Below are 23,829 nucleotides of genomic sequence, written 5' to 3' on the forward strand. Positions count from 1 at the left end.
GCGTGGCGCCGGGGCTCAGCCTTGCTGAGCCGGCACGTTCCAGCGCCGCGTCACGTCGCCTCGGGCGTTGACGCTTTCCAGGTTGACGGCAAAGCCCCATAGCCGGCCGACGTGGCGCAGCACTTCCTGTGCGCTGTCGTGCAGCGGGCGGTTGAGGTGCTGCACATGGCGCAGCGTGAGGGAGCGGTCGCCGCGCAGGTTGACGTTCCAGACCTGGATGTTGGGCTCGCGCGTGGAAAGGTCGTACTGGCGCGACAAGGCCTGGCGCAGGTGGCGGTAGCCGCCTTCGTCGTGGATGGCGGAGATCTCGTACTCGCTCTTGGCCTCGTCGTCGAGGATGGCGAACAGGCGGAAGTCGCGCATGATCTTCGGGCTCAGGTACTGGCCGATGAAGCTCTCGTCCTTGAAGTTGCGCATCGCGTGGTCCAGCGTGGGCAGCCAGTCGCTGCCGGCGATGTCGGGAAACCAGGCCTTGTCCTCGTCGGTGGGCGCCTCGCAGATGCGCTTGATGTCGGTGTACATCGCAAAGCCCAGCGCGTAGGGGTTCAGGTTGGCGCCGGGGTGCTGGTAGACGACGTTGGTGTGGGACTTGAGCCACTCGATCATCATGCCGTCGGAGAGGTACCCGTCGTCGTACATCTGATTGAGCAGCCGGTGGTGCCAGAAGGTGGCCCAGCCCTCGTTCATCACCTGGGTCTGGCGCTGCGGATAGAAGTACTGCGCGATCTTGCGCACGATGCGCACGACCTCGCGCTGCCAGGGTTCCAGCAGCGGCGCGTTCTTCTCGATGAAGTACAGCAGGTTCTCCTGCGGCTCGTCGGGGAAGCGGCGGCTTTCGGCAGCCTCGTCGGGGCGGTCGGGCTTCTTGGGCAGGGTGCGCCACAGGTCGTTGACCTGCATCTGCGCGTGGTGCTCGCGGTCCTTCAGACGCGCTCGCTCCTCGGCGAGGGACAGCTTGGCAGGGCGGCGGTAGCGGTCCACGCCGTGGTTCATCAGTGCATGGCAGCTGTCCAGCAGCGTCTCCACGGCTTCCAGGCCGTAGCGCTCCTCGCAGTCGGCGACGTAGTTCTTGGCGTAGACGAGGTAGTCGATGATGGACGACGCATCCGTCCACATGCGGAACAGGTAGTTGCCCTTGAAGAAGCTGTTGTGGCCGTAGCAGGCGTGGGCGATGACGAGGGCCTGCATGGCCAGCGTGTTCTCCTCCATTAGGTAGGCGATGCAGGGGTCGGAGTTGATGACGATCTCGTAGGCCAGGCCCATCTGGCCGCGCTTGTAGCTGCGCTCGGTGGCGATGAACTCCTTGCCATAGCTCCAGTGGCGGTAGTTCACCGGCATGCCGACCGAGGCGTAGGCGTCCATCATCTGCTCGGCCGTGATGACCTCGAGCTGGTTGGCATAGGTGTCCAGGCCGAAGCGCTCGGCCGTCTGCCTGATGACGGTGTGGTACTCCTCGATCAGCTCGAAGGTCCAGTCATTGGGCGAGGGCAGGGGCTGGGTGGGCCTGTGCAGCAGCGGCAGCATGCGCCTCAGCGGGTCGCGCTGGCGGCGCTCGGGCAAGCCGGGCGGTGGCGTGGCCACGCGCTCGGCGTGGCGGCGATCTTCCTTGCAGCTCATGACGTCGCGCCCTCCTTCTTGAACAGCTCGCGGAAGACGGGGTAGATCTGCGAGGCCTCGACAGCCTTGCGCATCGCGAAGTGCGGCACCTCTTCGCTGAGCTTCTGGTATTCCTCCCAGAGGTTCTGCTCGGGCTCGGCCACCTGCACGTAGGCGAAGTAGCGGCACAGCGGCAGCAGCTTGTCGGCCAGCAGCTCGCGGCAGCGGCCGCTGTCGTGGTGCCAGTTGTCGCCGTCGCTGGCCTGGGCGCCGTAGATGTTCCACTCCGTTGGCGAGTAGCGCTCCTTGATGATCTGCTCCATGAGCACGAGGGCGCTGGACACGACCGTGCCCCCGGTCTCGGTGGCGTGGAAGAAGTTCTGCTCGTCCACCTCCTGCGCCTGCGTGTGGTGGCGGATGAAGACGACGTCGATCTTCTCGTAGTGGCGTGTGAGGAAGAGGTAGAGCAGGATGAAGAAGCGCTTGGACAGATCCTTGCGGCCTTCGTCCATGGAGCCCGACACGTCCATCAGGCAGAACATGACGGCGCGCGTCGTCGGCACGGGAATGCGGGTGCGGGCGCGGAAGCGCAGGTCGATGGGGTCGAGGAAGGGGATGGCCTCGATGCGCTGGCGCAGGTGGGCGATGCGCTCGCGCGTCTCGGCCAGCAGGCGCGGGGTCTCGGGGCGGTCTTCCTTCAGCAACTCCTGCTCGCGGGCTTCGAGCTCGTGCAGTTCGCGGCGCTTGTCCATGCCCAGGGCAATGCGCCGGCCCAGGGCGCCGCGCATGGATCGCACGACATGCAGGTTGGTGGGCGTGCCATCGGAGACGAAGCCGGCGCGCTGCGACCGCCACTCGGGCGTGTCGGCCAGCGAGGTGCGGGCGAGGTTGGGCAGGGCCAGGTCGTCGAAGAAGACCTGCATGAACTCTTCCTTGCTGAGGTGGAAGACGAAGTCGTCCTCGCCCTCGCCCTGGTCACTCGCTTCGCCGCCACCTCCGCCCCCGCCCTGGCCGCCCTTGGGCTTGGCGATGCGGTCGCCCTTCACATACTCCTGGTTGCCCGGCCGCACGACCTCGCGTACGCCGCCGTCACCGTGGCCGAAGACAGGTTCGGAGAGGTCCTTCTTCGGGATGTGAACGTCCTCGCCGCGCTCCATGTCGCGGATGCCGCGGCCGTCCACCGCACGCTTCACCGCCTCGCGGATCTGCTCCTTGTGGCGGCGCAAGAAGCGCTCGCGGTTGCCAATCGACTTGTTCTTGCCGGAGAGGCGTCTGTCGATGATCTGCTGCAGGGACATCGAGCGACCTGCTTTCTTAGCTGGACTTGCGCACCCTCAAGTACCACTCGCACAACAGCCGCACCTGCTTGGCCGTGTAGCCCTTGTCCACCATGCGCTGCACGAAGTTCTCGTGCTTCTTGGCGTCCTCGGCGCTGGCCTTGGCGTTGAAGCTGATGACGGGCAGCAGCTCCTCGGTGTTGGAGAACATCTTCTTCTCGATGACGGTGCGCAGCTTCTCGTAGCTGGTCCACAGCGGGTTCTTGCCCGCGTTGTTGGCGCGCGCCCGCAGCACGAAGTTGACGATCTCGTTGCGGAAGTCCTTGGGGTTGGAGATGCCGGCCGGCTTCTCGATCTTCTCCAGCTCGGCGTTCAGCGCCGCGCGGTCGAAGACCTCGCCGGTGTCGGTGTCGCGGTACTCCTGGTCCTGGATCCAGTAGTCGGCGTAGGTGACGTAGCGGTCGAAGATGTTCTGGCCGTATTCGGAATAACTCTCCAGGTAGGCGGTCTGGATCTCCTTGCCGATGAACTCGGCGTAGCGCGGGCTCAGCTGCTCCTTGATGAAGCCGACGTACTTCTCCTCCAGCTCCTTAGGGAACTGCTCGCGCTCGATCTGCTGCTCAAGCACATACATCAGATGCACCGGGTTGGCGGCCACCTCGGAGCTGTCGAAGTTGAAGACCTTGGACAGGATCTTGTAGGCGAAGCGCGTGCTGATGCCGCTCATGCCCTCGTCGACGCCGGCGTAGTCGCGGTACTCCTGGTAGCTCTTGGCGCGCGGGTCGGTGTCCTTGAGGTTCTCGCCGTCGTAGATCTGCATCTTGGAGTACAGCGACGAGTTCTCCGGCTCCTTCAGCCGCGTGAGCACCGCGAACTGGCTCATCATCTTCAGCGTGCCGGGGGCGCACTTGGCCTCGGCAAGCGAGGAGCCGCGGATCAGCTTCTCGTAGATCTTGACCTCCTCGCTGACGCGCAGGCAATACGGCACCTTGACGATGTAGACACGGTCGAGGAAGGCCTCGTTGTTCTTGTTGTTGCGGAAGGTCTTCCACTCGCTCTCGTTGCTGTGCGCCAGCACGATGCCGTCGAAGGGGATGGCGCCGAAGCCCTCGGTGCCCTTGTAGTTGCCCTCCTGCGTGGCGGTCAGCAGCGGGTGCAGCACCTTGATGGGCGCCTTGAACATTTCCACGAACTCCAGTAGGCCCTGGTTGGCCAGGCACAGGCCGCCGGAGTAGCTGTAGGCGTCGGGGTCGTCCTGGGCATAGGTCTCGAGCTTGCGGATGTCGACCTTGCCGACCAGGCTGGAGATGTCCTGGTTGTTCTCGTCGCCCGGCTCCGTCTTGGCCACGCCCAGCTGCTTGAGAACGCTGGGGTAGCGCTTGACGACCTTGAACTTGCGGATGTCGCCGCCGAATTCATCGAGGCGCTTGACGGCCCAGGGCGACAGGATGCGGTTGAGGTAGCGGCGCGGGATGCCGTAGTCGCGCTCCAGCAGCGGACCGTCCTCGATGGGGTCGAAAAGGCCCAGCGGGCTCTCGTTCACCGGCGAGCCCGCCAGCGCGTAGAAGGGCACCTGCTCCATCAGGGTCTTCAACCGCTCGGCGATGGAGCTCTTGCCACCGCCCACGGGGCCCAGCAGGTAGAGGATCTGTTTCTTTTCCTCCAGCCCTTGAGCCGCGTGCCTGAAATAGGACACCACCTGCTCGATGGCTTCTTCCAGGCCATAGAACTCGGCGAAGGCCGGATAGATCTTGATGGTCTTGTTGGCGAACAGGCGCGACAGCCGCGGGTCGTTGCGCGTATCGAGCATCTGCGGCTCGCCGATGGCCTGCAGCATCCGCTCGGCGGCGGTTGCGTAGGCGAGGGGATTCTTCTTGCACTCGGCGAGGTAGTCCTCCAGCGAGAGCTCCTCGACCTTGCTGCGCTCGTAGCGCGCTGCGAAATGGCTGATGACGTCCATGCCCACCTCCTGCGGTTTGAACTCCACGCAGTCACAGGCACGATCCGTGCCCGAGGGGACTGGGGGGTTCTGATCGCGCCTCAACTGCAAGGCGTCATCAGAACTCTCCACTCGGTTGATCGGCAGCTTGGCGCTACCGGCAACCCGTCAATCACAAGAATAAGCCGCTGCAAGCCCACCAACAAATCAGCTCGCTGTTTCGTTGACAGGGTGCCGGTCCAGCATACGCCCGCCGTTCAGGCAAGACCTGGCACTTTTCGGGCAAACCACACGAACCCGGGGGGCTTGTGGCAGGCCTCCGACAGAGCCGTTGGTGAAGAACTGTTGCAAGGGTGACGAGCGTCACGGCCGCATCGCGGCGTCAGGGCGCGTCATGCCTGCGGGCCTGCCTGCCCGCGGGGTCTGTCCGGTCCGCGCTCAGCCGCCGCGCAGCTTGTCGAGGATGCCCGACAGCGCGTCCAGCGAGTCGAAATGGATGGCCAGCTCGCCGCTCTGGCCGCCGCGCTTGCCGCGCTTCTTCACGCGCACCTCGACAGTGGCGCCCAGCGCGTCGGCAAGCTCTTCCTCCAGGCGCAGCACGTCGCGGCTCTTGTCGCTCTTTACGCGCAGCAGCGGCGCCTGGCGCGCGGCGCCCTGCTGCCTGGCGACCAGCTTCTCGGCTTCGCGAACGCTGAGCTTCTTGGCGGCGATCTCGCTGGCCGTCGTGATTTGCGTGGCGCCATCCAGCGGCAGCAGCGCACGGGCATGGCCCATGTCCAGGTCGCCGGCCATCAGCATGTTCTGCACCGGCGCCGACAGGTTCAACAGCCGCAGCAGGTTGCTGGCCGCGCTGCGCGAGCGGCCCACGGCTTGGGCGGCCTGCTCGTGTGTTAGTCCGAACTCGTCGGTGAGCCGCTTGAGGCCCTGGGCTTCTTCCAGCGGGTTGAGGTCCTCGCGCTGGATGTTCTCGATCAGCGCCATCGCGGCGGCCGACTCGTCGGGCACCGCCTTCACCAGCACGGGCACCTCGCGCAGGCCGGCGAGTCTTGCGGCACGGAAGCGCCGTTCGCCAGCAATGATCTCGTAGCTCACACCGCCGTCCGGGGCGATGGGCCGCACCAGGATGGGCTGCATGATGCCCTGGGCCTTGATGCTCTCGGCGAGCTCGTACAGCGAACCCTCGTCCATGCGCGTGCGCGGCTGGTACTTGCCGGCCTGCAGCTGCTCCAGCTTCAGCACCGAGGGCAGTTCGGTGGCGGGCGCTTCGCTGACTTTGGGGCCCAGCAGGGCTTCCAGGCCTAGGCCGAGGCCTTTGGGTTTCTTCGTTGCCATGGGGGCGGATTGTCGGTGAATGGGTGCCCCCGAACCTGCCGCTTTGCGTCAGGCCTCCCGAGGGGGTGCGAAGCGGCTAGGGAGCGGCCCGTCGCCGCTTCAGCGCTTCACCAGGCTTTCCAGCAGGGCGCGGCCTTCCGGCCAGTCCCCCAGGCCCGACTCGGCATTCAGATGACCCCGCGGCCCGGCGATGACGACGCTGCTGCCCCAGTCGTCAGCCATCTGCGCGCTGCGCTCGGCAGCGCCGTAGGGGTCGTCGCTGCTGATGACGGTGATGCTCGGAAAAGGCAGGCGCGGGCGGCGGATTGGGCGCCAGTTGTGCAGCTGGGGCGGCATGTCCTCGCGCTCGGTGTCGGGCGGGGCGACCAGCAGCGCGCCTTTGACTCGGCCCGTGTGCCGGGAATGCTCGGCCCAGCTGGCCACCAGCTGGCAGCCCAGGGAATGCGCAACCAGCACGGCCGGTGCGTCGTCCTGCAGCAGCACCTCGTCCAGCCGCGCCATCCAGTCGCCGCGGCGGGGCCAGTCCCAGTCGTGCTGCTCGACGCGTTCGTCGCCGTGCAGCCGCTCCCAGCGGCTTTGCCAGTGGTCGGGGCCGGAGTTTTGCCAGCCGGGGAGAAGCAGTACTCGCGATGGATTCATGGTTTGCCCTTATCCTGCACAGCTCGATTTTCAGTGCTTGGAGCAGCGGCGATGACGTTCAAGGTGTTTGTGGATGGCCAGGAAGGCACCACGGGTTTGCGCATCCACGAGTACCTCGCGGCCCGCAGCGACATCGAGGTGCTGAAGATCGACGCCGACAAGCGCAAGGACCCGGTCGAGCGCGCGCGCCTGCTGAACGCCGCCGACGTGGCCTTCCTGTGCCTGCCCGACGCCGCCTCACGCGAGGCGGCGGCCATGATCGCCAACCCCAATACCTGCCTCATCGACGCCAGCACGGCGCACCGCACCGTGCCGGGCTGGGCCTTCGGCCTGCCGGAGCTTGCCAGGGGCCAGCGCGACGCCATCCGGGCGTCCAAGCGCATCGCCAACCCGGGCTGCCACGCCAGCGCCTTCATCCTGGCCGTGCGGCCCCTGGTGGACGCCGGCCTGCTGCCCAGAGATGCCGCCGTCAGCGCCACGTCCATCACCGGCTATTCGGGCGGCGGCAAGTCCATGATCGCGGACTACCAGCAGCAGCCCCTGCCGGCCCATCTGCAGGCGCCGCGGCCTTATGGCCTGGGCCTGAAGCACAAGCACCTGCCGGAGATGATGGCGCACACGGGCCTGGCCACGCCGCCGGTCTTCATGCCCATCGTCAGCAATTTCTACAAGGGTCTGGCCGTCAGCGTGCCCCTGCACCTGAGCCAGTTCAGGGCCGGCACGACGGCCGAGGCCGTGCAGGCGGCGCTGGCCGCCCACTACGAGGGCGAGCGCTTCATCCACGTGATGCCGCTGCGCGATGCGGCGACGCTGGAGGCCGGCTTCTTCGACGTGCAGGCCTGCAACGACACCAACCGCGTCGACCTCTTCGTCTTTGCCAGCGACAACCAGGTGCTCCTCATGAGCCGCCTGGACAACCTCGGCAAAGGCGCCAGCGGAGCCGCCGTGCAGGCGATGAACGTTCACCTGGGCGTCGAGGAAAGCCTCGGCCTGGTCTGATCCCCAACTTGACGTTGCGCCCAGGCGCGGCGTCGCGATACTGCGGTCCCCTGGACAGGAGGACCATCCGTGGGCAAGACCCGACCGCTGCCGGAGCACGAGCAGCTGCTCGAAGGCGTACACGTCGCCAGCGCCCGTGATGCCCTGGGCGTACCGCTGGCCGCGGTGGACGACCGCTCGCGCCAGGGCATGGCCCAGCAGGCCTTGCGCTGGACCTATGTGCTGCGTTCGCGCCAGCGCTGGGTGCGGGACGGCAGCCTGCGCGAGCAGCTGGAGCAGGACGCGCGCGACAGCCTGGCCGCGCTGGGCATGGGCGAGGCGCAGCTCCGGGCGATCAGCCAGGAGCCGGTGCTGGTGGTGCGCGTGCCCTACCGGCATGAGGCGCTCGACTGGGCCGGGCGCATCCTGCCCTGGGAGTATTTGCTGGCCGCGGCGACGCGCGAGCAGCGCCGCGGCCTGTCGGACCGGCCGAATTCGCTGACGGTCATCCGCGAGCTGCAGGTGCAGCACGAGGTCGAGGGGCGCTGGCTGCCGATGCCGCGTGCCGCGGTGACGCTGCCGTCCTGGCCGCAGCTGCGGGCGATCTTCGTCAACACGCTGCCGGCCGAACTGCGCGAGACGTGGAGCGTTGACGAGGAGCTGCAGAACTACCGCCGTGCGCTGCCCAAGGGGGTGGCGCTGCGGGTCCTGGACTACCCGAGCCTCGACGACCTGGCGCGGGCCGTGCAGGAACAGCGGCCGCATCTGCTGCATTTCGCCGGCATGGATGCGCACCAGGGCGTGCGCGAGCTGATTGCGGCCCGGGGGAATGCGGCATCGGTCGAGCTGATGGACTGGGATGCGCCGCAGCTGCGGCGAGCCGACGAGGTGCAGGCCGACAGGCACCGCATGGTGGATGGCCTGCTGCTGCGCGGCAGCGGCGGCATGCCGCAGCTGGTGTCGGCACAACGGCTGGCCCGGGCACTGGGGCAGGCCGGGGCACCGGCCTATCTGACGACGCTGAACGTGTGGAACAGCGCCGCCCGCCTGGCGCCCCTGCTGATCGCGGAAGGCGCGACGCTCGCGGCGGTGGGCTTCCAGGATGCCTTCGACGACGCGCTGGCCGAGGTGCTGCTGAACCAGCTGCTGCGCAGCCTGTTCGCCAGCGGTTTCGACCTGCCGCTGGCCTTCGAGCAGGCCTGGCGGCTTGTGCGCGAACAGCCCGAGCCCGTCGAAGCAACGGCCGTGACCCTGTGGGTGGGCGCGCCGGTGCTGGTGGACGAAGCCACGCGTGCGCGGCATGCCGAGCTGGCGCCGCGCCTGCCGCTGCCGGCGCCCGACACCGCCCCGGCCAATGCCAGCGTGCAGCTGCACATCGAGCCGTTTGCGGAGCTGAACTATTCGGCCCTGCACAACGCGCAGCCCATCTTCAAGCGCTTCCTGCTGAGCTGCGAGGCGCCCGAGGCGGCGCAGCCGCTGGACATCGAGGTGGCCGTGCACATGGGTCTGGAGCAGGCGCGCTTCCAGCGCCGCGTAGTCATGCAGCACCAGCGCGAGAACCTGACCCAGCGCATCCATGTGCCGCTGACGGCGGACATCGCCCGCGGTCGGCGCGAAGCCGTCAATTCGACGCTGAGGGTCAGCGTCAGGCAGGGCGACAAGGTGCTGTACGACGATAGCCACCGCCTGCGGCTGATGCCCGTGGACCAGTGGCGCGACAGCCGCCACGACGGGCGCTGGCTGCCGTCCTTCGTGCTGCCTCGCGATCCCATGGTGGCGCGGGCCATGCTGCAGGCCCAGCGCTACAACCGCGTGCTGCGCGACGACCCCGGCGCCGGCTTCGAGGGCTACCAGTGCGTGCCGAGCGGCGAGTTCAGCGAGGACACGCTGCGCGGCGTCGACCAGCAGGTCCAGGCCATCTGGGCGACGCTGCTGCATGACTGGCAGCTCGGCTACATCAACCCGCCGCCAACCTACAGCGACGGGCGCGACTCGCAGCGCCTGCGCATGCCGTCGACGGTGCATGCCGAGCGCGCCGGCACCTGCATCGACCTGGCGCTGCTGTTCGCGGCCTGCCTGGAGCTGATCGACATCTACCCGGTGATCTTCCTGCTTGAAGGCCATGCCCTGCCGGGCTGGTGGCGGCATGCGGCCTTCCGCGACGAGTACATCGGGCTGCGGCCGATGAGCTTCGAGGGCCTGGTCGACGCCGGGGTCGACGCGTCGACGGAACAGGCGGTGAGCTGGCAGGCCGGCAAGGCCAGCTGGCCCGAGGTGAAGGCCTGGATCCGGGAGGGCAAGCTGGTGCCCATCGAGACGGTCCGGCTGACGGAGCAGTGCGGCTTCGTCGAGGCGATCGAGGCCGGCATCGCGGCGCTCAACCGCCGCGAGGACTTCGACTCCATGCTCGACATCATCACCGCGCGCCATGCCCTCGTGACTCCGCTGCCGATCATCCAGGAGGACGTATGAGCGAAGCGTCCAAGGCCCTGTGGGCCGCCGTCGGCACCCAGCTGAGCGACCCGTTGCCGCCGGACCTGGATGCGGCGGTGCTGCCGATCCAGCAGCGCCGCCGCCGCGGCAGCGGCTACGCGGCGCTGGGCGATCCGCGGGCGGCGGTGCGCCTGGTGCGCGACGAGGAGATGCTGCGCTGGGTCTACGAGCCGCCGGTGCAGCGCCGCCGGCTGGATGGCTACCGGCGCAACTGGCGCAGCTACGGCGTCGATCCGCGGGACACGGCGCAGCGCATCGCCTTCAACGAGCTCGGGGCCAACCAGCTGACCCAGGCGCTGCAGAACCTCGACCGCCGCCTCAACCCCGCCCTGGCCGAGCTCGCCGCCCCGGCCCAGGGGTTGCGGCGCTGGGACGGCAAGCGCTGGGCGCCGCTGCCGCCGGGCTTCGTCGCCGGCCTGGGCGGGCGTGTGCTCGTGCTGGTGCATGGCACCTTCAGCGCCAGCGCGATGTATGCGGCCGAGTTCGCGGCCACGCCAGACGGCGCGGCCCTGTTCAAGCAGCTCGGTGCCCGCTACGCCGCCGTACTGGCCTTCGACCATGCGACGCTCAGTGTCGCCCCCTGGCTGAACGCGCTGGCCCTGAAGGACGCGCTCGAGGGCTGCAAGGCCGAGCTGGATGTCGTCGGCCACAGCCGCGGCGGGCTGGTCATCTCCTGGCTGTTGCGGCTGGCCACCGCCTTGCCGGTGCGTCAGGCGCTTTTCGTGGGCTCACCGATGGCCGGGACGTCGCTCGCGGCGCCCGACAAGATCCGCCAGGCCCTGGACACCCTGGCCAGCCTGACCGATGCGCTGGCCGAAACCGCGCTGCGTGGGGGGCGCGTCCTGTCGCCCGGCCTGCAGGCGCTGGCCCTGGGCGTGGGCGGCCTCGCCTGTGTCCTCGGCCGGGTGCTGCAGCTGGGCGCCCGGCTGCCGCTGGCCGACGCGGCCATCGGGCTCGTGCCCGGGCTGTTGGCGCAGGGACGGGTGAGCAACAACCTGGAGCTGGCCCAGCTCTATCCGCTGACCACCCAGGCCGACATCCATGCCATCGGCGGCCAATACAGGCCCAATCAGATTGACGAGCCGATCTGGAAGGTTTGGAAGCGCCTCAGCAACCTGAAGGGCCAGGCGATGTATCACGGTGCCGACCTGATCTTCGACCAGCCCAACGACCTGGTCGTCGACAGCGCCTCGATGAACCGGCTGGGCGACCTCACGCTGGCGGCGCCGCAGTGGGAGGATCTTGGCGTCAGCGCCGAGACCCATCACACGAACTACTTCCAGGACCCGCGGGTGCTCGGCTGGCTGGATCGGCGCTTGCGCTGAGTCTTGCCACCGCCCGTGCGCCGCATTCAGTTGACGGCCACTGTCTGGTTGCCCGCCTGACGGCGGCGCCAGGCGGCCGGAGGCATGCCGTATTCGCGCCGGAAGGCACGGCTGAAGGCGGTGTCGGTCTGGTAGCCGACCTCCTCGGCGATGTGCGCCAGCGGCGCGTTGCTGCGCGCCAGCAGGTTGGACGCGAGCATCATGCGCCACTGCGCCAAGTACTGCATGGGTGACTGGCCGACCAGCTGCGGGAAGCGTTCGGCCAGCACTGAGCGCGATGTGCAGGCCGCACGCGCCAGCTCCTCCAGCGTCCAGGGCCGGGCCGGCTCGGCATGCAGGGCGCGCAGGGCGGCGCCGACGATGCGGTCATTGACGCCGGCGAGCCAGCCCGTGCCCTGTTCCGCCTGCTCATTCATGTGGATGCGCAGGACCTCGATGAACAGCACTTCGGCCAGCTTGGCGAGCAGTCCCTGGCCGCCGGGACGCGGCGAGCGCGCTTCGGTCAGCGCATAGCGCACCGAAGCCTCCAGCCACAGGCCGGCGTCGGAGCCGCGCACGTTCACGCGCACGACGGGCGGCAGCCCGGCCAGCAGCAAGCGCGCCAGGCGTGCGTCGCAGGCCAGGTAGCCGCACACCAGTTTGGTCGTGGCGCCGCCGCCGCCATAGGCCAGCAGCCGGGGCCGGCGCGCCAGCACCTCGTGCAGCCGGGCGCCCTGAGCCGGCGGCAGGCCGGGCTGGGAGCCCATGCGATGCGCGTCGCCATGCGGGAACACGACGACGTCGCCGGCCATCAGGCGCAGGGGTGCCGCGTCGCCGAGTTCGACCCAGCATTCGCCCTCGGTGATCATGTGGAAGATCACGACGCGCTCGGCGGTCGGCTCCAGGTAGGGGGCGGCGGCATCGGCATGCGGCGCCTGGTAGCACCAGGGTGCCGTGAAGCGCCCGTGCAGAAAGATCGCACCGACCAGGCGCACCACGCGCAGGGTCTGCGACAGGGCATCCATCACGCCGCCAGTTCGATGTGCAGGGTCACGGGCAGGGCCTGTTCGACCGCGCAGGTCACCGGTGAGCAGCCCGTGGTCGACGCCACCAGGGCGCGCAGGCGGTCGTCGGCAACGCCGGGCGCGGCAATGCGCACGTGCAGCGCGATCGCCAGCGGCCCGGCCGGCACGGGGCGGCCGTCCGGCTCGGGGATGGCGAGCAGGCCGCGCGCATCGGAGCGGCTCGTCGCGCGCACCTCCAGCGTCTGCAGCACGATGCCCTCGGCAGCGGCGGCCATGGCGATGCGCGTCACCGAGCAGGACGCCAGGCCGGCGCGGAACAGCCAGCCCGGGGTCACAGCGCTGTCCTCGCCGCCGATCTCGGCCGGCATGTCGGTCGCCATCGAGAGGCCTTTGTCGCTGTTCACGAGGGTGCGCAGGCCCCCGTCCCAGCGTGCCGTGGCCACGGAGTCCTCGCTGACGCCGGCCTGGGGCTTGCGGCGCAGCAGGGCACTGACTCTGTCGATGGATGCGGCGATCCGTTCCATGCTCATGGTGTTTCTCCGCTGGGCCAGGGTGGCGCGATTCTGCGGCTGGGGCCGGCGCGCCGCCAGAGGGGGCGGCCCCCGGCGGACGCTCGGGCAGGAGATGCCGACGCTCGGGCAGGACGGCGCGGCGCGCGGCGCCGACATTGGCTCGTCGCCATCCACCGGAGCCCGCGCATGAACGCACCCACCGACTTCGCCGCCATCAAGACCCGCCAGCAGGCCGCCTGGGGCAGCGGGGACTACGCCGTCATCGGCACCACGCTGCAGATCGTCGGCGAGCAGCTCGCCGAGGCGGCCGACCTGAAGACGGACGAGCGCGTGCTCGACGTCGCCGCCGGCAACGGCAACGCGACGCTGGCCGCAGCGCGCCGGGGCTGCCTCGTCACGTCGACCGACTATGTCGGCGCCCTGCTGGAGCGGGGTGCCGAGCGCGCCCGCGCCGAGCGGCTGGAGGTGCATTTCCAGACGGCCGACGCCGAGGCCCTGCCTTTTGCCGACGCGAGCTTCGACGCCGCGGTCTCCACCTTCGGCGTGATGTTCACGCCCGACCATGCGACGGCGGCCCGCGAGCTGGCCCGCGTGGTTCGCCCAGGCGGCCGCATCGGCCTGGCGAACTGGACGCCGGACAGCCTGGTCGGCCGCATGTTCAAGCTGCTGGGCCGTTATGTGCCGCCGCCGGCCGGCGCGCAGCCGCCGTCGCTGTGGGGCACGCAGGCGCATCTGAACGCACTGTTCGACGGCACCGCAGTGTCGATGCAGGTCGCTTCGCGCCACTTCATGTTCCGCTACCGCTCGGCGGCGCATTTCGTCGAGGTCTTCCGCAACTGGTACGGGCCCGTGAACAAGGCCTTCGCGGCCCAGACGCCCGAGCAGGCCGAGGCGCTGGCGGGCGAGCTGACGGCGCTGCTGGACGGCATGAACCGTGCCGGCCCGGGGGCGCTGGTCGTGCCCGCTGAGTACCTGGAGGTCGTCATCACCCGGGCCTGAGCGTGGCCATGGACGAGCGCCTGCAGCGCCGCATCCAGCGCTACGGCTGGGATCGTGCCGCCGACGACTACGCGCGGCACTGGCACGGGCCGTTGGCCGGCCTGCAGGGGGAGCTGCTGGCACTGGCCGCGCCGTCGGCCGGTGAGGCGGTGCTCGACGTCGCCTGCGGGACGGGCCTGCTGGCGGCCGCCGCTTCCCGGGGGGTCGGGCCGGGCGGCCGTGTGCTGGGGGTGGACCTGTCCGAGGCCATGGTGCTGGCGGCGCGGCGGCATGCCGGCGAGCTGGGCCTGGCGCAGGCCGGCTTTGCGCGCATGGATGCCGGGCAGCTGGCCCTGCCCGACGGCAGCCGTGAGGTCGGCTTCGACCTGGCCCTGTGCTCGCTGGGCCTGATGTACGTGCCGGACCCGCAGGCTGCGCTGCGCGAGCTGTGCCGCGTGCTGCGACCGGGCGGCCGCGCCGTGCTGGCCGTGTGGGGCGAGCGTGCGCGCTGTGGCTGGGCGCCGCTGTTCGGCGTCGTCGACGCGGAGGTGAGCAGCGAGGTCTGCCCGCTGTTCTTCGGTCTCGGCCAGGGGGATGCGCTGGCGCGCTGTTGTGCCGCCGCCGGCCTGCAGGTCGGGCTGCAGCGGCGGCGCAGCGACTGGCTGGACTACGCCGATGCCGACGCGGCCTGCGCCGCGGCGTTCGCCGGCGGGCCGGTGGCCCTGGCCTGGTCGCGCTTCGACGCCGCGGCGCGGGAGCGGGTGAGGGCGCGCTACCTCGATGCCATCGCACCGTGGCGCCAGGGGGCGGGCTATCGGCTGCCGGCCGAATACCTGATCGTCGTCGCGCAGCGCCGCGCCGACGGCTGATCGGTGCGGCGCTATTGCGCCACCAGCTCCACGCGCCGGTTCCTGGCCCGCCCGGCTTCGTCGCCGTTGCCCGCCACCGGGGCCAGGCTGGCCAGGCCCTTGGCGCCCAGGCGCTTGGCATCGACCTTGTACGGCGCCGCGGTCAGCGCCAGCACGACGGCGCGGGCGCGCTCCATGCTCAGCGTCTGGTTGGCCTCGAAGCTGCCGACGTTGTCGGTGTGGCCGACGATCCAGGCCTTCAGCGCGGGCTGGCTCTTCAGCAGCTGGGCCATCGCGTCGAGCTGGGCCCTGGACTCGGGCTTGAGCTCGGCGCTGCCGGTGTCGAAGAACAGGCCGTACAGCGCGATCCTGCCTTCGGCCTGCAGGCCCTGGGCGATGGCCCTGGCGTCCACCGTGACCTGGCCGGTGGGCATGGCCCTGGGCTCGACGATCTCGATGTAGGTGGCCGCGCGGTTGGTGTGCTCGTTGGCGGCCATGGACGTGAACAGCAGCAGGTTCAGCGTGCGGCCGCCGCTGGTCAGCGTGCCCACCAGCATGCGGGCCTGGTCGTGGCTGATGGACATGGCCAGCGGCCAGGCGCTGCTGCGGTATTCGGCGGTGGCGCCGGGCACGTCACCCTCGGCCCAGCGCATGCCCTTGGCGCGCTCATAGCCGTCCAGCGCGAAATAGGCCTTGGTGCAGCCCTGGGCCTCGGTCTCGCACTGCCAGGTGGGCTTGAAGCCGGCGGCGGCGAGCGCCTGCTGGTGGTTGCGGAACACCTCCAGCGGGCTCTTGCCCAGTGGCGACAGGTAGAAGAGCCGCGTGGCCTTGCCTTCCAGGTTCACCGGGCGGGCGAACTTGTCGTTCTCGGTCTTGGACACGCCGCTGGCGTCGGGGAAGCTGCGCTGCTCCCAGTCCTGCTGGTCGTAGCCGACGAGCACGCTGCCGGTGAAGCGCTTCAGCACGGGGTGGTCGGCGCTGCCGGAGACATCCGCCCTGGGGGCCTCGGCGAGGGCCGTGGCGGCGATGCCGAGCGAGGCGATGAGGGCGAGGGCGGCGCGGAAGGGCGTCATGGGCGGCGGTGGGTTGGGAGGCGCGATGTTGACGCAGCCAACGCCCAAGACCCCAGCTGCGGCGACATGCAAACGTGGGAGCCGAAAGGGGGGACGAGCCCCGGCTCAGACCAGCTTCGTTTCCGGGCTGCGGTAGTGGTAGCGGTAGGCGAAGACGAAGCCCATGCGCGTGTAAAGGCGCTGGGCGGTCTCGTTGTCGCTGCCTACCTGCAGATAGGCTTGGCGTGCGCCCTGGCTGTGGGCGAGGGCCAGCAGGGCACGGCACAGGCGCTCGCCATGGCCTTGCCGCTGAACGGCCGAGGCGATGTCGTAGAGGCCGACGATGTCGCCGTCGACGACCATCTGGCCGCAGGCCAGCAGCTGGCCAGCGGCGTCGTTGAGCGCAAAGCCCTGGTAGGTGACCGGTGCGTTAGCAATGCGCTCTGCATGGGCGGCGATGGCCGTGGCGGACGAGCCGCGCAGCGCGCCGACGAGGGCGGCGTAGGCGGGCGCGTCCAGGGCCTGAAGGGCGACCGGTGCGGGCGCGGGGTCGAGGGCGGCTAGCACCATCACGTCGGCCGCATCGAACACGCCCCAGCCCTTGGCGGCCAGGTGGGCGTCGAGGTCGACGGGCTGGCTCCAGGGCGTCACGCGCACGGCCAGCGGCAGGCCGGCGGCATCGTAGGCGGCCTGGCAGCGGGCCAGCAGTTCGTCCAGCGGCAGCTTGCCCTGGCGCAGCGCGTTGATGCAACGCGAGCGCTTGGCCTTGCCGGGCGACAGGCGGATCAGCCAGCCGTCGATGTTGGCCTGCTGGGGGGGAGCGCTGGCGTCGAGGCCGGCGAGTTCGGCGCGGAGGGCGAGGGCGTCAGTCATCGTCGAGCAGCTTGGAGGGGTGGTGCCAGACGCAGCGCCACACGGGGTGCTGCCGGCCGGCGAGCGGGTCGCTCAGCTGTGGGTCCCGCACCTCGGCGCCCAGGCGCTCATAGAAGCCCCGGGCCGCAGTGTTGACGTCCAGCACCCAGAGGTAGAGCGGGCGCGTCGAACCCGTGCGGCGCAGGCGCTCGGCCACGCCCTGCATCAGTCGCCGGCCGATGCCGCCGCCCCGGAGGCCGGGGGCGACGTGCAGGTTGTCGATGTAGTCGCCCCAGGTCGGGTCGTGGTCGGGCATCACGTAGGCGAAGCCGAGCAGCTGGCCGTCGCCGTCCTCGGCCACCAGACCCCAGTGCGGGCCGGCCTCGCCGGGCTGGAGGCGGGCCCGCCAGGTCTCCCGGCGTTCGGCATCGGCTTCGTGGTTGAGGTAGTGGTCGCTGAACACGCCGCGGTAGGCGCTGCGCCAGCTGGCGGCGTGCAGGGCGGCGATGGCGTCGGCGTCGCCGTCGTGCATCGGGCGCAGCGTGACCGCGCTCACCGCATCGTCTCGATCCGCTTCACCATCTCCTTGGCAAAGTCCACGAACGCCTGCGCACCCTTGGAGCTCGGGTCGAAGACGACCCCCGGCAGGCCATAGCTCGGTGCCTCGGCCAGTCGCACGTTGCGCGGGATGACGGTGTCGAACACCTTGTTGCCGAAGTGAGTCTTGAGCTGGTCGCTGACCTGCTGCTGCAGCGTGATGCGCGGGTCGAACATGACGCGCAGCAGGCCGATGATCTGCAGGTCGGGGTTCAGGTTGGCGTGGATCTGCTTGATGGTGTTGACCAGGTCGGTCAGGCCTTCCAGCGCGAAGTATTCGCACTGCATGGGCACGATGACGCCGTGGGCGCTGCACAGGCCGTTCAGCGTCAGCATGGACAGCGATGGCGGGCAGTCGATGAGGATGAAGTCGTAGTCCTTGCCAGCCTCGGCGAGCGCCGCCTTCAGGCGTGCCTCGCGGCGCTCCAGCGCGACCAGGTCCACCTCGGCGCCGGCCAGTTCGCGGTTGGCGCCGAGGACGTCATAGCCGGCCTTCTCGGCCCGGGCCTTGGCTTCGGCCAGGGAGGCGGACTCCAGCAGCACGTCGTAGACGGTGAGCTCCAACTTGCGCTTGTCGATGCCCGAGCCCATGGTCGCGTTGCCTTGGGGATCGAGGTCGACGACCAGCACCCGCTGGCCGATCTGCGCAAGGCCGGCGGCGAGGTTGACGGTGGTGGTGGTCTTGCCGACGCCGCCCTTCTGGTTGGCGATGCAGAAAATCTTGGCCATGGGTTCCAGTTCTCGACTGCCGGCATCGTACCGGGGAGAGGGCGGGTCGACCCTCGGGCGCGACCCGTGAAGTGACCTCAGCGAGGCTTCATCCAGATGATGCAGCGCTGGGCGTCCAGGCCGGGAACGGCCAGCTGTTCCACGTGAAACACATCCACGTCGGCGGGCAGGGCGGCGATTTCGTCGGCCGGGTGCTGGCCCTTCATGGCCATCCAGACGGCACCCTCAGCAAGATGCTTGCAGGTCAGGCTGGTGAAGTCGACCAGGGATGCGAAGGCGCGCGAGGTGATGACGCCGAAGGGCTCGGTGGTCAGCTGTTCGACGCGGCTGTGCACGCCATGCAGGTTGGGCAGCTTCAGCTCGGCCGCGACCTGCTGGATGAAGGTGGCCTTCTTGGCGACGGCATCCACGCAGCTGACGTCAGTGCCGGGGCAGCAGATGGCGATGACGACACCCGGCAGGCCGCCGCCGGCGCCGACGTCCATCAGCCGCGCCGGCGCGCCGTGGCGCTGCAGCGGTGCGATGACCGACAGGCTGTCGACCAGGTGATGGCTCAGCATCTGGGCCGGATCGCGGACGGCGGTCAGGTTGTAGACCTTGTTCCACTTCTGCAGCAGGGCCAGGTAGGCCAGCAGCTGGTCGAGCTGGGTGTCCGTGAGTTCGAGGCCGAGTTCGTTGGCAGCCGCCTGGAGCGTGGCCCTCATGCGGCTTCCGCCTCGGTGAAGCCCTTGAACTTGCCCTTCTTCAGGTGCACCAGCAGCAGCGAGATCGCAGCCGGCGTGATGCCGGAGATGCGCGAAGCCTGGCCCAGCGTTTCGGGCTTGTGCTTGTTCAGCTTCTGGCGCGCCTCGAAGGAGAGGGCGTGGACGAGGCCGTAGTCCAGGTCGTCGGGCAGCTTCAGGTGCTCGAAGTGGGCGGCGCGGGCGACATCGTCGACCTGCTTGTTGATGTAGCCGGCGTACTTGGTGCTGATCTCGACCTGCTCGGCGACGAGGTCGGCGAGCTCGCGGCCCAGTTCGGCGACCAGCGTTTCACGTGAGACACCGGCCTCAGGTCGTGCGATCGCAGCGACCTCGGCGACGGTGTCGAAGCCGACACCCGGCCGGCGCAGCAGGTCGGCCAGGTTGTATTCGCGCTCCAGCGCCTTGCCAACCAGCCGCTCCGCGTCCGCCGCCGGCAGGATGCCGGGGTGCACCCAGGTGCTTTTCAGCTTCTCAGTTTCACGTGAAACAGCGTCGCGCTTGCGGTTGAAGGCGGCCCAGCGTTCATCGTTCACCAGGCCCAGCTGGCGGCCGGTCTCGGTCAGGCGGGCGTCGGCGTTGTCCTCGCGCAGCTGCAGCCGGAACTCGGCGCGGCTCGTGAACATGCGGTAGGGCTCGGTCACACCCTTGGTGATGAGGTCGTCCACCAGCACACCCAGGTAGGCCTGGTCGCGCGCCGGCGTCCACGGGCCGTCGCCGCGGACTTGCAGTGCCGCGTTCAGGCCGGCGAACAGGCCTTGTGCTGCGGCTTCCTCGTAGCCGGTGGTGCCGTTGATCTGGCCGGCGAAGAACAGGCCCTGGATGACCTTGGTCTCGAACGAGGCCTTCAGCCCGCGGGGGTCGAAGTAGTCGTACTCGATGGCGTAGCCGGGACGCAGGATGTCGGCGTTCTCCAGGCCGGGGATGCTGCGCACCGCGGCGAGCTGGATGTCGAAGGGCAGGGAGGTGGAGATGCCGTTCGGATAGAACTCGTGCGTCGTCAGGCCCTCGGGCTCCAGGAAGATCTGGTGCGAGTCCTTGTCGGCGAAGCGGTTCACCTTGTCTTCGATGCTCGGGCAGTAGCGCGGGCCCACGCCCTCGATGACGCCGGTGAACATGGGGCTGCGGTCAAAGCCGCTGCGGATGATCTCGTGCGTGCGCGCATTCGTGTGCGTGATCCAGCAGGGCACCTGCTGCGGATGCATGGCCGTGCTGCCCATAAAGCTGAACACCGGCACCGGCGTCAGGTCCCCCGGCTGCGCCTCGCACTTGCTGAAGTCGATGGTGCGGCCGTCGACGCGCGGCGGCGTGCCGGTCTTCAGGCGCCCCTGCGGCAGCTTCAGTTCCTTGAGCCGCGCCGACAGCGACACGGCCGGCGGGTCGCCGGCGCGGCCGGCGCTGTAGTTCTCCAGGCCGACATGGATGCGGCCGTCCAGGAAGGTGCCGGCCGTCAGCACGACGGCGCGGGCGCGGAAACGGATGCCAGCCTGGGTGACGGCACCGACGACGCGGTCCCCCTCCACCATCAGGTCGTCCACCGCCTGCTGGAAGAGTTGCAGCTTGGGCTGGTTCTCCAGCCGGCGGCGGATGGCGGCCTTGTAGAGGATGCGGTCGGCCTGGGCGCGGGTGGCGCGCACGGCCGGGCCCTTGCTGCCGTTCAGGATGCGGAACTGGATGCCGCCTTCGTCGGTGGCCAGCGCCATCGCGCCGCCCAGCGCGTCGACCTCCTTGACGAGGTGGCCCTTGCCGATGCCGCCGATGCTGGGGTTGCAGCTCATCGCGCCCAGGGTCTCGATGTTGTGGGTCAGCAGCAGCGTCTGCGCACCCATGCGCGCGGCGGCCAGCGCCGCCTCGGTACCGGCATGGCCGCCGCCGACGACGATGACATCGAATTCCTTGGGGTAGAGCATCTCTTCATCCATTCCGCATTTCGGGCCGAGCGCCGGGTCGCTCCCAAGCCGGCCCGCTCAGGCGTGCGCTTGCCGGTCGAGCCGGCAAGCATCGCCGTCCCCTCGGGGGACCGTCCAAGGTATTCCCTGGACGAGGGGCACCCATGCCATCGGGCAAACCCAGAATTTTACGAAGCGGCTGTGGATAAGTCATCCACCGGATTTCTCGGGCGCGAGCCTCACGCGCAGGCCGCCGAAGGTGGGCGAGCGGTCCACCGTCACGGCCCAGCCCTGCAGCGCTGCGATGCGCCTCACGATGGACCAGCCCAGGCCGCTGCCCGGCTGGGCCCGGCCGTCGCCGCGCTGGAAGCGCTGGCCCAGGCGCGCCAGGCCGGCGTCGTCCAGGCCCGGCCCACCGTCCTCGATGCTCAACCGCCAGCCATCTGCGGCGGCGTCCACCGTCAGCGTCACCGGGCTGCCCGGCGGGCTGTAGCGCAGCGCGTTGTCCAGCAGATTGCGCAGCAGCACCTGGGTCAGCAGCGCGTCGCCCAGAGCCTGGACCGGTCCGGATGCGTCTAGCGCCAGTGCATGGCCCTGGTTCAGCGGGCTTTCGGCGGCGTCGGCCACGGCCTGGCGGGTCAGCTCGGCCAGGGCCAGCGGCGCGCGCGGCGGCGCGGCGGCGGCTTCCAGCCGGGCCAGCATCAGCAACTGGTCGATGAGGCGGGCGGCGCGGTCGCAGCCGGCCAGCGTGGCGGCCAGCGCGTGGGTGCGCTCGGCCTCGTCCCGTGCGCCCAGGGCCACCTGGGCCTGGGTGCGGATGGCCGCGATGGGCGTGCGCAGCTCGTGTGCGGCGTCGGCAGTGAGCCGGCGCTCACCTTGCAGCAGCGCCTCGATGCGCGAGAACAGCGTGTTCAGGGCCGCCATCAGCGGCGCCAGCTCGGTCGGTGCGTCGGCCAGGGCGAGGGGGGCGAGCTGGTCGGGGCGGCGCGCGGCCAGCTCGGCGCGCAGGCGGCGCACAGGCGCCAGCCCCCAGCGCAGCACGGCCGCGCCCAGCAGCACCATCAGCACCAGCGCCGCGCCGCCCAGCGCCAGCAGCGGCCCCAGCGTGGCCCACAGGATCTCGCGCCGTGCCGACTCGCGCTCGCCGACGAGCACGGTCACGTCCGCGCTGGCGCCGTGCGCGACGAAGACGCGCCAGTTCGTGTCTCCGCGCGCGACCGTGTGGAAGCCGCCCGCCATGCCGGCCACCAGCGGCGCGAGCGGCGCCTGCGATGAGCGCAGCGCGAGCCGGCCCTCGTGGAAGACCTGGAAGACGGCGCGCGGCGCGTAGCGGTGCAGGCTGGGCGCGTCCAGCACGGCGTCGTCGTCGTGCGCCAGTCGGCCGCTGTGCTGCACGACGAGCAGGGCGGCGGCCTGGCTCAGGTGGGCGTCCAGCAGCTCGTCGAGCTCGTGCTCGGCCTGGCGGAGCGCCAGCGCGCCGGTCAGGCCACCGACGCCCAGTGCCACGGCCAGCACGCCGGCCAGCAGCCGTGCCTGTAGCGAGGGCAGGCGCTTCATGAAGACGGTCATGGCTGGGGCACCCGGTAGCCCACGCCGCGCACCGTCTCGATCAGCCCGGCGCCGAGCTTGCGCCGCAGGTGGTGTACATGGACCTCGATGGCGTTGCTGTCCACCTCCTGGCCCCAGGCGTAGAGCTGGGCCTCCAGCTGCTCGCGGCTCAGCACGCGGCCGGCCTGGCGCAGCAGCAGGGCCAGCAGGTCGAACTCGCGCGCCGACAGCGCCACCTCGGCGCCGCCCCGCGTCACGCGCCGCGCGGCCGGGTCGAGCTGCAGGTCCTGCCAGGCCAGCAGCTCCTGCGGCTGGCCGTGGGCGCGGCGCACCAGCGCGCGCAGCCGCGCGCCCAGCTCGAACAGGTCCACCGGCTTGACGACGTAGTCGTCGGCCCCGCCGTCCAGGCCGCGGATGCGGTCGGGCACGGCATCGCGCGCCGTCAGCACGAGGACGGGCACCGTGCAGCCGGCGGCGCGGGCACGGGCCAGCACGTCGAAGCCGTCCAGTCGCGGCAGGCCCAGGTCCAGCACCGCGGCGGCGTAGGGCGCGGCGCGCAGCTCGCGCTCGGCCGCCTCGCCGTCGCGCACCCAGTCGACCTGGAAGCCCTGCTGGCGCAGCCCGGCGCGCAGGCCGTCGCCCAGCAGCGGATCATCCTCGGCAAGCAGGATGCGCATCGTCGTCAGTCGTCGTCGTGGTCATGGCCGCGATGATGCCGCCCTTCGCCGCCCTGGCCCATCTCGGCCGAGCCACCGGCGTCGCGCCAGGGCGAGGACGGGCCCAGGCTCCAGGCCCAGAAGCCCAGCGTCGCGGCGAGCAGGCCCACGGCCAGGCCGCGGTGCATGGCACGCGTTGGCGTCGTGCCGGCGGGCACGGCCTTGCGGCCGGTCAGCATCGCGGGCACGAGGCGGTCGCGCGCCAGCCAGCCGGTCAGCAGCACCGCAGCCACGTGCACGCCCACCAGCAGCAGCAGGCCGTTGGCGAGGGCCTCGTGCACTTCCTCCCAGGCCTCGCCGCCCTGCCAGGCCAGCCAGCCGCTGCCGGCTGCTGCCAGGCCTGCGGCCAGCAAGGCCAGCACGGCCCAGCCGCCGGCCGGGTTGTGGCCGGCATGCGGTGCGGCACGGCCGGCCAGCAGCTCGCGCAGATGACCGATGACGGCCGCCGGCCCGCGCACGAAGTTCGCGAAGCGCGCTGGCGGCGTGCCGATGAAGCCCCACAGCAGGCGCAGCACCATGGCGCCGGCCAGCGTGAAGCCGAAGCTGATGTGAACCGCTCGCCAGCCATCGGCCTCGGCGGTCAGCCAGGCGCCTGCCAGGCTGAGCGCCATCAGGGCGTGCAGCAGGCGCACGGGGGCGTCCCACAGCGGCTGGGTGACGGTGGCGGGCGGGTGGGCCGGCGCGTCGGCGGCCGGCAGGTCGGTGGAAGTCGAGGTCATGCGAGGCTCCTGAGGCGGATGCCGCGATGCTGGCGCCGCCGGCTTAGGGTTGTCTGAAGGCAAGCC

The 23,829-nt window shown here is 70.2% G+C and carries 21 protein-coding genes; 5 read left to right on the forward strand and 16 right to left on the reverse strand.

Going from position 1 to position 23,829, the window contains the following annotated elements; translation table 11 throughout:
* Positions 1-15: 15 nt before the first annotated feature.
* From AC07VX_RS06020 to AC07VX_RS06040, 5 genes are all read right to left on the reverse strand, one after another.
* Complete coding sequence (locus tag AC07VX_RS06020) at positions 16-1,524, reverse strand: SpoVR family protein (RefSeq protein WP_493163822.1); 1,509 nt, start codon at positions 1,522-1,524, stop codon at positions 16-18.
* An 89-nt stretch (positions 1,525-1,613) separates the two neighbouring features.
* The gene (locus AC07VX_RS06025) at positions 1,614-2,894 is read right to left on the reverse strand and encodes a YeaH/YhbH family protein (protein ID WP_493162572.1); all 1,281 of its coding nucleotides are present in this window, start codon (positions 2,892-2,894) and stop codon (positions 1,614-1,616) included.
* Positions 2,895-2,910: 16 nt separating this feature from the next.
* Complete coding sequence (locus tag AC07VX_RS06030; RefSeq protein WP_493162571.1) at positions 2,911-4,833, reverse strand: PrkA family serine protein kinase; 1,923 nt, start codon at positions 4,831-4,833, stop codon at positions 2,911-2,913.
* 417 nt (positions 4,834-5,250) lie between these two features.
* Positions 5,251-6,144 (reverse strand): ParB/RepB/Spo0J family partition protein, encoded by an 894-nt coding sequence (locus tag AC07VX_RS06035; protein ID WP_493162570.1) that lies wholly within the window; start codon positions 6,142-6,144, stop codon positions 5,251-5,253.
* Positions 6,145-6,243: 99 nt separating this feature from the next.
* Entirely contained in the window at positions 6,244-6,783 is a 540-nt protein-coding gene (locus tag AC07VX_RS06040; protein ID WP_493162569.1) for an RBBP9/YdeN family alpha/beta hydrolase, read from the reverse strand.
* 51 nt (positions 6,784-6,834) lie between these two features.
* Between AC07VX_RS06040 and argC the strand changes: the two genes are divergently transcribed.
* From argC to AC07VX_RS06055, 3 genes are all read left to right on the forward strand, one after another.
* The gene (gene argC, locus AC07VX_RS06045) at positions 6,835-7,782 is read left to right on the forward strand and encodes an N-acetyl-gamma-glutamyl-phosphate reductase (RefSeq protein ID WP_493162568.1); all 948 of its coding nucleotides are present in this window, start codon (positions 6,835-6,837) and stop codon (positions 7,780-7,782) included.
* 69 nt (positions 7,783-7,851) lie between these two features.
* A complete protein-coding gene (locus tag AC07VX_RS06050; protein WP_493162567.1) occupies positions 7,852-10,233 on the forward strand; it encodes a hypothetical protein in 2,382 nt (793 codons plus the stop codon).
* Positions 10,230-11,579, forward strand: a complete 1,350-nt coding sequence (locus tag AC07VX_RS06055) for an esterase/lipase family protein (RefSeq protein ID WP_493162566.1) — start codon at positions 10,230-10,232, stop codon at positions 11,577-11,579. Before AC07VX_RS06050 ends, AC07VX_RS06055 begins: the two co-directional genes overlap by 4 nt.
* 26 nt (positions 11,580-11,605) lie before the next feature.
* On the opposite strand, the gene AC07VX_RS06060 is transcribed toward AC07VX_RS06055, so the two are convergent.
* Together AC07VX_RS06060 and AC07VX_RS06065 are read right to left on the reverse strand one after the other, a co-directional pair.
* Positions 11,606-12,583, reverse strand: coding sequence for an AraC family transcriptional regulator (locus tag AC07VX_RS06060; protein ID WP_493162565.1), 978 nt, complete (start codon positions 12,581-12,583; stop codon positions 11,606-11,608).
* Positions 12,583-13,113, reverse strand: a complete 531-nt coding sequence (locus tag AC07VX_RS06065) for an OsmC family protein (RefSeq protein WP_493162563.1) — start codon at positions 13,111-13,113, stop codon at positions 12,583-12,585. The genes AC07VX_RS06060 and AC07VX_RS06065 overlap by 1 nt, the downstream gene beginning before the upstream one ends.
* Positions 13,114-13,281: 168 nt before the next feature.
* On the opposite strand from AC07VX_RS06065, the gene AC07VX_RS06070 reads away from it, so the two are divergent.
* Entirely contained in the window at positions 13,282-14,094 is an 813-nt protein-coding gene (locus AC07VX_RS06070; protein ID WP_493162562.1) for a class I SAM-dependent methyltransferase, read from the forward strand.
* Positions 14,095-14,102: 8 nt separating this feature from the next.
* A complete protein-coding gene (locus AC07VX_RS06075; RefSeq protein ID WP_493162561.1) occupies positions 14,103-14,942 on the forward strand; it encodes a class I SAM-dependent methyltransferase in 840 nt (279 codons plus the stop codon).
* An 11-nt stretch (positions 14,943-14,953) separates the two neighbouring features.
* Here AC07VX_RS06075 and AC07VX_RS06080 read toward each other — a convergent pair whose 3' ends face one another.
* The 9 genes from AC07VX_RS06080 to AC07VX_RS06120 all read right to left on the reverse strand — a co-directional run bounded on the left by AC07VX_RS06080 (position 14,954) and on the right by AC07VX_RS06120 (position 23,763).
* A complete protein-coding gene (locus tag AC07VX_RS06080) occupies positions 14,954-15,994 on the reverse strand; it encodes an OmpA family protein (protein WP_493162560.1) in 1,041 nt (346 codons plus the stop codon).
* Between the two features lie 105 nt (positions 15,995-16,099).
* Complete coding sequence (locus tag AC07VX_RS06085; RefSeq protein ID WP_493162558.1) at positions 16,100-16,846, reverse strand: GNAT family N-acetyltransferase; 747 nt, start codon at positions 16,844-16,846, stop codon at positions 16,100-16,102.
* Entirely contained in the window at positions 16,839-17,381 is a 543-nt protein-coding gene (locus AC07VX_RS06090; RefSeq protein WP_493162557.1) for a GNAT family N-acetyltransferase, read from the reverse strand. The genes AC07VX_RS06085 and AC07VX_RS06090 overlap by 8 nt, the downstream gene beginning before the upstream one ends.
* Positions 17,378-18,151, reverse strand: coding sequence for a ParA family protein (locus AC07VX_RS06095; RefSeq protein ID WP_493162556.1), 774 nt, complete (start codon positions 18,149-18,151; stop codon positions 17,378-17,380). Before AC07VX_RS06095 ends, AC07VX_RS06090 begins: the two co-directional genes overlap by 4 nt.
* A 77-nt stretch (positions 18,152-18,228) precedes the next feature.
* Positions 18,229-18,855: a 16S rRNA (guanine(527)-N(7))-methyltransferase RsmG gene (gene rsmG, locus AC07VX_RS06100; protein ID WP_493162555.1), complete on the reverse strand. Its 627-nt coding sequence runs from the start codon at positions 18,853-18,855 to the stop codon at positions 18,229-18,231.
* On the reverse strand, positions 18,852-20,801 hold the full coding sequence (gene mnmG / locus AC07VX_RS06105) for a tRNA uridine-5-carboxymethylaminomethyl(34) synthesis enzyme MnmG (protein ID WP_493163821.1): 1,950 nt from the start codon (positions 20,799-20,801) through the stop codon (positions 18,852-18,854). The genes rsmG and mnmG overlap by 4 nt, the downstream gene beginning before the upstream one ends.
* A gap of 189 nt (positions 20,802-20,990) precedes the next feature.
* On the reverse strand, positions 20,991-22,349 hold the full coding sequence (locus tag AC07VX_RS06110) for an ATP-binding protein (protein ID WP_493183870.1): 1,359 nt from the start codon (positions 22,347-22,349) through the stop codon (positions 20,991-20,993).
* A complete protein-coding gene (locus AC07VX_RS06115) occupies positions 22,346-23,005 on the reverse strand; it encodes a winged helix-turn-helix domain-containing protein (RefSeq protein WP_493162553.1) in 660 nt (219 codons plus the stop codon). Before AC07VX_RS06115 ends, AC07VX_RS06110 begins: the two co-directional genes overlap by 4 nt.
* 5 nt (positions 23,006-23,010) lie before the next feature.
* Positions 23,011-23,763, reverse strand: a complete 753-nt coding sequence (locus AC07VX_RS06120) for a cytochrome b/b6 domain-containing protein (protein WP_493162552.1) — start codon at positions 23,761-23,763, stop codon at positions 23,011-23,013.
* Positions 23,764-23,829: the final 66 nt, after the last annotated feature.

The sequence above is a fragment of the Roseateles sp. GW821-FHT03B02 genome (assembly GCF_059421025.1).